Genomic DNA, 7,908 nt, shown 5'->3' with positions numbered 1-7,908 from the left:
CGACCCGCGGCCAGTGACCGGACTCCGCTGAACCGGGCCGGGCCGGACCCGGCGATCCCGGGTCCGGCCCGGCGTCCGCTCGCCTAGGCTCCTAAGCGTGAGCGATGCGGGCGAAGTGAAGTCGGAGAGCGTCCTGACCGTGCTCCTGGCGGGACTGATGAACCTCGCCATCGCGGTCGCGAAGCTCGTCGCCGGGGTCCTGTCGGGCTCGGCGGCCATGGTCTCGGAGGCCGCCCACTCGGCGGCCGACACCGTCACCGAGATCATGCTGTACATCGCGCTGCGCAACAGCGTCAAGCGCCCCGACGAGGCGCACCCCTTCGGGTACGGCTCGACGGCGTACATGTGGGCGGCGCTGGCGGCGGCGTTCACGTTCGTCGCGGGCGGCCTGTTCTCCATCACGCACGGCTTCCACTCGCTCCACGCGGACGGCGAGGCCGACTACCTCGTGTCCTACGTGGTCCTGGGGATCTCGTTCGTCCTGGAGGCGGTCTCGTTCGCGCGCACCATCGTGCAGCTGCGCAGCGAGTCGCGGCAGTGGAACGTGCGCCCGCGCCTGTTCCTGCGCCACACCCCGGACACGAGCCTGAAGGCGGTGTTCCTGGAGGACCTGGCCGCCCTCATCGGCCTCCTGCTGGCCGCCACGGGCCTCGCGCTCACCGAGATCACCGGCGACCCGTTCTACGACGGCGGCGCCTCGATCCTCATCGGCGTCCTGCTCCTGGTCGTCGCGGTCCTCCTCGGCCACGCCAACCTCTCGCTCCTCATCGGACGGAGCCTCCCGCCGAGGTTCCGCGAGGCCGTCCGCGCCGAACTCGCCTCGGGCGAGGAGATCACCGCCGTCCAGGAGCTCCTGACCCTCCAGCTCGGCCCCACCTCGGTCCTGGTCGCGGCCCGCATCGACTACCGCGACACCGCCGACGGCGCCGAGATCGAAGCCGCCAGCCGCGACGCCGAGGCCCGCCTGCGCGCGAAGTACCCGCAGATCACCTACGTGTTCCTGAGCCCGTGGGGAGACGCGGAACTCACTCCCCGATGACCTCCTGGGCCGTGGCGAGGTAGCCGCGCATCTCCTCCTGCCAGGCGTACACGTCGTCCTCGATGTCGAGGTAGTAGCGCAGCTGGGCCTGCTGCCAGGCGTGGACGGCGGCGTCGCGGTAGCCGGACTCGTCGCCGCATTCGGCGAGGACGAGGGTCTGCTCGCGTTCGAAGTCGAGCCAGGCCTGGGTGTCGGACTCGTCGGGCACGTCCTCGGGCGGGTCGGGCCAGGCGCCGCCCTCGTCCTCGTACGAGTGGTAGGGGTGCTGGCCCTCACCGGACTCGAACAGGTAGTCGTGGACCGCCAAGTGCCCGTTGTGGAACTCCCAGCCGCCGAAGCCCCGCTCGTCGAGGCAGTCGAGCAGCGGCGCCTCGGCGTCCTCGGTCCGCTCCGTGTACCGCTCGTTCATGGCCTCCCAGTCGCCGCCGGGCTGCTCGGGGCGCCAGACCCAGTCGTTGAACGACTCCTCGGCGTTGTCCTGCTCGTCGGGCTCGCCGTAGACGGCCTCGATCATCTCCAGCTCGCAGCCGCCGGGCGGCGGGTTGACGTAGACCTGTTCGCCGCTGGCGTCGGTCTTGGAGGCGTCGATGCCGACGAGGTAGCCCTGCTGGTACTCGGCCCAGGTCTCGCCGCCGTAGGCGACGTACCAGGCGTACATCTCCTCGGGGGACAGCTCGAAGAACTCGCCGGTGCCGACCCCTTCGGGCGGGGTGTCGCTCATCCCCTGCGCGGCCATGGACTCCTGGTAGGCGGCCCACGGCACGCCGTCCTCGATGGTCTCGGCGCCGTCGAGGTTGACCCACTGGAAGACGCCCCGCAGCCGCGCCTCCTCGACCGTGGGCAGGAAGGTCTCGTAGGGGCCCTCGTCGAGGAAGGTCTCGCGCTCGGCCAGGCCGAAGTACGCGAACTCGTCGGGACTGTGGACGGTGAAGCCCTGCCGCTCAAGGCAGTCCTGCACGATCCGCGCCTCGGCCGCGGTGAGCTCCATGTCGAGGCGGACGCCCTCGTTGTACATGTCGGTGAGCTCGTCGGCGTAGGCGTCGAAGTCGAGGTCCTCCTCCTCGCGTTCGAACAGCGAGCAGCCGGAGGCGGCCAGCGGGAGTGCGAGGATCAAGGCGATTCGCTTGCGCAGCACGACGGGTCCCGTTCTCTCAGGGTTGATGCCGCGTATACGCCGCGGGCGCGCCGGAGCGTTGCACCGGCGCGCCCGGAAAATCACGGCGATCCTAGCCCTGGAGCTCGGCGAGGGCCTTCTGCCACAGCGACTGGTCGCGGGCCTCGCCGGGGAGGTTCATCTCGGCGAAGCGGACGACGCCCTGCTTGTCGATGACGAACGTGCCGCGGTTGGCCATGCCCTTCTCGTCGTTGAAGACGCCGTAGGCCTGGGCGACGGCGCCGTGCGGCCAGAAGTCGCTCAGCAGCGGGAACTCGAAGCCCTCGCGCTGGGCCCACACCTTGTGGGCGAACGGGGAGTCGACCGAGACGGAGAGGACCTGGACGTCGTCGGACTGGTAGGAGTCGAGGTTGTCGCGGATGCCGCACAGCTCGCCCTCGCACACGCCGGTGAAGGCGAACGGGTAGAACACGAGGAGGACGTGCTTCTCGCCGAGGAAGTCGGCGAGCGCGACCTCCTGGTTGTTCTGGTCCTTCAGCGTGAAAGCGGGGGCCTTCGCCCCGGTCTCGATCGGCATGCGCGCTCCTTGCACAGGGCCGCCGCGGGAGCGGGGCCTCGGGTGTTCTGTCGCGCTGAAGGTTAGCGGCGGGCGACGACCATCCGCGACGCGACCCAGTCGGGGGAGGCGTTCAGCGTCTTCGTCGACTTCAGTCCCGCCAGCGCCGAGGCCTCCTCGACGTCGGCCGGCTCGATGTGCCCGGGCTTCCCCGCCTTCGGGGTCAAGAGCCACACCACGCCGTCGTCGGCGAGGGGGTCGCGGGCGTCCAGGAGGAGGTCGACGAGGTCGCCGTCCTCCGCGCGGCACCACAGGAGGACCGCGCCGACGATCTCGTCGGAGTCCTCGTCGAGGAGCTCGCCGACGGCCTCGATGACGGCCGTCCGCAGTGCGGCGTCCACGTCGGTGTCGAATCCGATCTCCATGACCGCCTCGACGCCGTCGAGCCCGAGTCGCTGCACCACGCTCGACACGTCCACCGGGCTGCTCGGAGCGTTCACCTTGTCCCCTCCATAGGTCGGATGCCAGAGCGCGTCGCTCTGTGAACCACAGCATATGGAGTAGAGCATATTCGGTGGGGCATATGGCGGACTCGCGCGCCCGTTCGCGAAGCACCCTCGGCAAACGGTCGCACCGCCGTGACGTGGGGGTGTACTGGAGTGTGGGCGCGGTCGCATCAACCCGGGTGGGCGGACGAGGGTCGCGGTAGATTCGAGGGAGGATGGTAGAACACGATGACACTCTGCTGCCATTGAGAGAAACCCTGCACAGCCGCAGTCTTAGAACGAGGGACCGCCCGTGACCACGGAACAGAACCGGCCGCCCATCAGTGACGGTTTGCCGACCCAAGTGCCGGACACCGACCCCGGGGAGACCAGTGAATGGCTGGAATCCCTGGACGGCCTCCTCGACGGCGGCGGGCGCACCCGTGCCCGCTACGTCATGCAGCGGCTGCTCGAACACGCACGGAAGCGCCAGATCGGCGTGCCGGCGTCCACGAGCACCGACTACGTCAACACGATTCCCGTCGAGGCCGAGCCGCACTACCCCGGCGACGAGGCCGTCGAGCACCGCATCCGCGCGTACGTGCGCTGGAACGCGGCGATGACGGTCCACCGCGCGCAGCGTCCCGGCATCGGCGTCGGCGGCCACATCTCGACGTACGCCTCGGCCGCGAACCTCTACGAGGTCGGCTACAACCACTTCTTCCGCGGCCGCGACCACGAGGGCGGCGGGGACCAGATCTTCTACCAGGGCCACGCCTCCCCCGGCATGTACGCCCGGTCCTTCGTGGAGGGCCGCCTGACCGCGGACCACCTCGACGGCTTCCGCCAGGAGGTGTCGCGCCCGCAGGGCGGCCTGCCCTCCTACCCCCACCCCCGCCTCATGCCGGACTACTGGCAGTTCCCGACCGTGTCGATGGGCCTGGGCCCGATCAACGCGATCTACCAGGCGCTGTTCAACCGGTACATGGAGGACCGCGGCATCCGCGACACCTCGAAGCAGCAGGTGTGGGCGTTCCTCGGGGACGGCGAGATGGACGAGGTCGAGTCGCGGGGCGCGCTCCAGTTCGCGGCCGGAGCCGAGCTCGACAACCTCACGTTCGTCGTCAACTGCAACCTCCAGCGCCTCGACGGGCCGGTGCGCGGCAACGGCAAGATCGTGCAGGAGCTGGAGTCGTACTTCCGCGGCGCGGGCTGGAACGTCATCAAGGTGATGTGGGGCCGCGAGTGGGACCCGCTCCTGGCCGCCGACCACGACGGTGCGCTGGTGAACCTCATGAACACCACCCCCGACGGGGACTTCCAGACGTTCAAGGCCGAGTCCGGGGCGTTCATCCGGGAGCACTTCTTCGGGCGCGACACGCGCACGAAGGCGATGGCGCTGCCGATGACCGACGACGAGATCTGGGACCTGCGCCGCGGCGGCCACGACGACCGCAAGATCTACGCCGCGTACAAGGCCGCGATGGAGCACGAGGGCCAGCCGACGGTGATCCTCGCGCACACCGTCAAGGGCTACAAGCTCGGCTCGACCTTCGAGGGCCGCAACGCGACCCACCAGATGAAGAAGCTCTCGCTCGACGACCTCAAGGGCTTCCGCGACGCGCTCGACATGCCCGTCACCGACGAGCAGCTCGAAGCGAACCCGTACCTGCCGCCGTACATCAAGCCCGAGGAGGGCTCGGCGGAGCACGAGTACCTCCAGGAGCGCCGCCGCATCCTCGGCGGGTCGATCCCCTCGCGCCGCAACACGGTGGTCCCGCTGACCCTGCCGGGCGAGGAGGCCTACAAGTCGGCCAAGCGCGGCTCGGGCAAGCAGAAGGCCGCCACGACGATGGCGCTGGTGCGCCTGCTCAAGGACCTCATGCGGGACAAGGAGACCGGCAAGCGCTGGGTCCCGATCATCCCGGACGAGGCCCGCACCTTCGGCATGGACGCGATGTTCCCGACGGCGAAGATCTACTCGCCGCACGGGCAGCAGTACCTGTCGGTGGACCGCGACCTGTTCCTGTCCTACAAGGAGTCCGAGCAGGGCCAGCTCCTGCACGTGGGCATCAACGAGGCCGGCTCGGTGGCGGCGTTCACCGCGGCGGGCACCGCCGGTGACACGCACGGCGAGCCGATGATCCCGTTCTACATCTTCTACTCGATGTTCGGGTTCCAGCGGACCGCCGACGCCATCTGGGCGGCCTCGGACCAGCTCGCGAACGGCTTCCTCATCGGGGCCACCGCCGGGCGGACCACGCTCAACGGCGAGGGCCTCCAGCACGAGGACGGCCACTCGGTCCTGATCGCGCACACCAACCCCGCGGTCGTCTCGTACGACCCGGCGTTCGGCTACGAGATCGGGCACATCGTGCAGGACGGCCTCAAGCGCATGTACGCCGACGGCGAGCACGTCTTCTACTACCTGACGGTGTACAACGAGCCGATCGTGCAGCCGGCCGAGCCGGAGGGCGTCGACGTCGAGGGCATCCTGCGCGGCATCCACCGGGTGTCGACCTCCGAGGTGTCGGGGCCGCGAGTACAGCTGCTGACCTCCGGGTCGGCGATGTCGTGGGCGCAGAAGGCCGCGCAGCTGCTGGCCGAGGACTGGGGCGTGGCCGCCGACGTGTGGTCGGTGACCTCCTGGTCCGAGCTCAACCGCGACGCGATCGCGGCCGAGCTGCACAACCTGCGCCACCCCGAGGCCGAGAAGCAGGTCCCGTACGTGACCTCGAAGCTCGCGGGCGCCGAGGGCCCGTTCGTGGCGGTCAGCGACTACCAGCGGGCCGTGCCCGACCTGGTCAGCCGCTGGGTGCCGGGCGACTACACCTCGCTGGGCACGGACGGCTTCGGCCACTCCGACACCCGCGGGGCCCTGCGCCGCCACTTCAACGTGGACGCCGAGTCCGTGACGGTGGCGGCCCTCCAGCAGCTCGCCGCCCGCGGCGAGGTCAAGCCGGAGCTGGCCGCGCAGGCGGCCGCGAAGTACGCGATCACCGACCCGACGGCCGCCGAGGCCGGCGAGGCGGGCGGCGACTCCTAAGCCGCACAAGCGAAAAAGGGACCGGGGGCGACCCCGGTCCCTTTTCACGTTCACGCGTCCACGACGAGGCGGCCCCTGGCGCGGCCCACGCACGGGTAGAACAGCGGCGCGCCGTCAGGGGCGGTCTCACCGGGCACCTGCTCGGGGTTGTCGGGGCGGCCCTCCACGACCCGCAGGCGGCACGCGCCGCACACGCCGATCTCGCAGCCCGAGCGGACCGGGACGCCCGCTTCGGCCAGCGCGGCGAGGGCGGAGCGGTCGGCGCCGACGACGACCGCGGCGCCGGTGCGCTTGGCGAGCAGGTCGAAGGGCGCGGGGGCGTCGGCGGGCGGGGTGAACTGCTCGGTGTGGAGTTCGAGCTGGGGTGCGACGCGGCGGGCGGTGTCGGCGAGGGCGTCGGTGAGCGGGGCGGGCCCGCACGCGTAGACGCCGGTGGTGGCGGGGAGCCCGGCGAGTTCGGCGACGAAGTCGGGGCGCCCGAACTTCGAGGTCGGGTAGAGGACGACGTTGCCGGGCCAGGTGGTGGCGAGCTGGTCGGCGAAGGCCATGGTGGAGCGGGCGCGGCCGGTGTAGACGAGGCGCCAGGGGATGCCGGCGCGGGCGACCTGGAGGATCATCGGCATGATCGGGGTGATGCCGATGCCTCCGGCGATGAACAGGTACCCCGAGTGGAGGGCGAGCGGGAACTTGTTGCGGGGCGGGGAGATCCGCACGGTGTCGCCTTCGCGGAGGCGGTGGGTCTCGCGGGAGCCGCCGCGCCCGGCGTCCTCGCGCAGGACCGCGATCCGGTAGGAGAGGCGGTCCCCGGCGTAGGAGCACAGGGAGTAGTGGCGGACCAGGCCCGAGGGCAGTTCGACCTCCAGATGCGCGCCGGGTTCGAACGGCGGGAGCAGGCGGCCCTTGAGGCCGGTGAGCTCGATGGCGTGGACCTTCGCGGCGACGGGGACGACGCGGCGCACGCGCACGGCGAAGCGGCCGTCGGCGATCTTGCGGCGGGCGGCGGCGCGGCCGATGCGCCCCCACGGCCGCAGGTAGGAGACGACGGCGGCGAAGCCGAGGAGGCCGGTGCCGAGGGCGGTCCCGGTGCCGAGGACGGCGTGGTCGGCGCCGGTCCCGGTGCCGCCGGCGAGCGCGGTCAGGGCCGGGCGCAGGAACACCAGGCCCCCGGCGACGGCGAGCGCGGCCGCGGCGGTCTTGGCGGCGACCCACCGGTGCCGGACCAGGCCGCCGGTGACGGCGAGGGCCGCACCGGTGCCGATGACGGCGAAGGAGAGCGCGCCGGTGCCGAGCGCGTTGAACATGCCGGCGACGGCCCAGGCCGAGACGGGAGCGCCCGGGTCCGCGGAGAGCGCGGCCCACAGGCACAGGGCGAGGACGAAGGACATGTACGCGAGCCAGTAGACGGCGAGCACGACGTGGCAGGCGAGGAGGATGCGGCGGAAGGGGAACCCGGGTTCTCGGCGCGCGGCGGCGGGGGTGGTGTCGACCTGCATTGCGAAGCCCCTCTTGGCGTCCGGCCCTGCTGCTGTCCCCAACCGAGGCTCAACGTAGCACGCATTCAGGACGGACAAAAGGGGGCGGGCGCGTATGAAACGCGCCCGCCCCCTGCGGGTCTGCGGGAGGTCGGAGGGGTCTAGGGCCTGTCCTGTGGGTCAGGGCGAGGCGGGA

6 protein-coding genes are annotated in these 7,908 nt (G+C 71.1%); 2 read left to right on the top strand and 4 right to left on the bottom strand.

All coding sequences use genetic code 11. The features are described from left to right. Positions 1-97: 97 nt before the first annotated feature. Complete coding sequence (locus DI269_RS02050) at positions 98-1,039, top strand: cation diffusion facilitator family transporter (protein ID WP_232822582.1); 942 nt, start codon at positions 98-100, stop codon at positions 1,037-1,039. On the opposite strand, the gene DI269_RS02045 is transcribed toward DI269_RS02050, so the two are convergent. The 3 genes from DI269_RS02045 to DI269_RS02035 all read right to left on the bottom strand — a co-directional run bounded on the left by DI269_RS02045 (position 1,026) and on the right by DI269_RS02035 (position 3,209). Continuing rightward, entirely contained in the window at positions 1,026-2,174 is a 1,149-nt protein-coding gene (locus tag DI269_RS02045; RefSeq protein ID WP_112133480.1) for a hypothetical protein, read from the bottom strand. The two genes, DI269_RS02050 and DI269_RS02045, sit on opposite strands and share 14 nt — an antisense overlap. A 91-nt stretch (positions 2,175-2,265) precedes the next feature. After that, complete coding sequence (locus tag DI269_RS02040) at positions 2,266-2,730, bottom strand: peroxiredoxin (RefSeq protein ID WP_112133479.1); 465 nt, start codon at positions 2,728-2,730, stop codon at positions 2,266-2,268. A 62-nt stretch (positions 2,731-2,792) separates the two neighbouring features. Continuing rightward, positions 2,793-3,209 (bottom strand): DUF3052 family protein, encoded by a 417-nt coding sequence (locus DI269_RS02035; RefSeq protein WP_232822581.1) that lies wholly within the window; start codon positions 3,207-3,209, stop codon positions 2,793-2,795. Between the two features lie 298 nt (positions 3,210-3,507). Here DI269_RS02035 and aceE point away from each other — a divergent pair, with 298 nt between their 5' ends. Next, positions 3,508-6,240, top strand: coding sequence for a pyruvate dehydrogenase (acetyl-transferring), homodimeric type (gene aceE / locus DI269_RS02030; RefSeq protein ID WP_112133477.1), 2,733 nt, complete (start codon positions 3,508-3,510; stop codon positions 6,238-6,240). A 50-nt stretch (positions 6,241-6,290) separates the two neighbouring features. Here aceE and DI269_RS02025 read toward each other — a convergent pair whose 3' ends face one another. Beyond that, positions 6,291-7,733, bottom strand: coding sequence for a PDR/VanB family oxidoreductase (locus DI269_RS02025; RefSeq protein WP_112133476.1), 1,443 nt, complete (start codon positions 7,731-7,733; stop codon positions 6,291-6,293). Positions 7,734-7,908: the final 175 nt, after the last annotated feature.

Source organism: Glycomyces dulcitolivorans (assembly GCF_003265355.1).
In the GTDB taxonomy this organism is placed as follows: domain Bacteria; phylum Actinomycetota; class Actinomycetes; order Mycobacteriales; family Micromonosporaceae; genus Glycomyces; species Glycomyces dulcitolivorans.
This window is presented reverse-complemented; position numbering and strand designations above follow the sequence as displayed.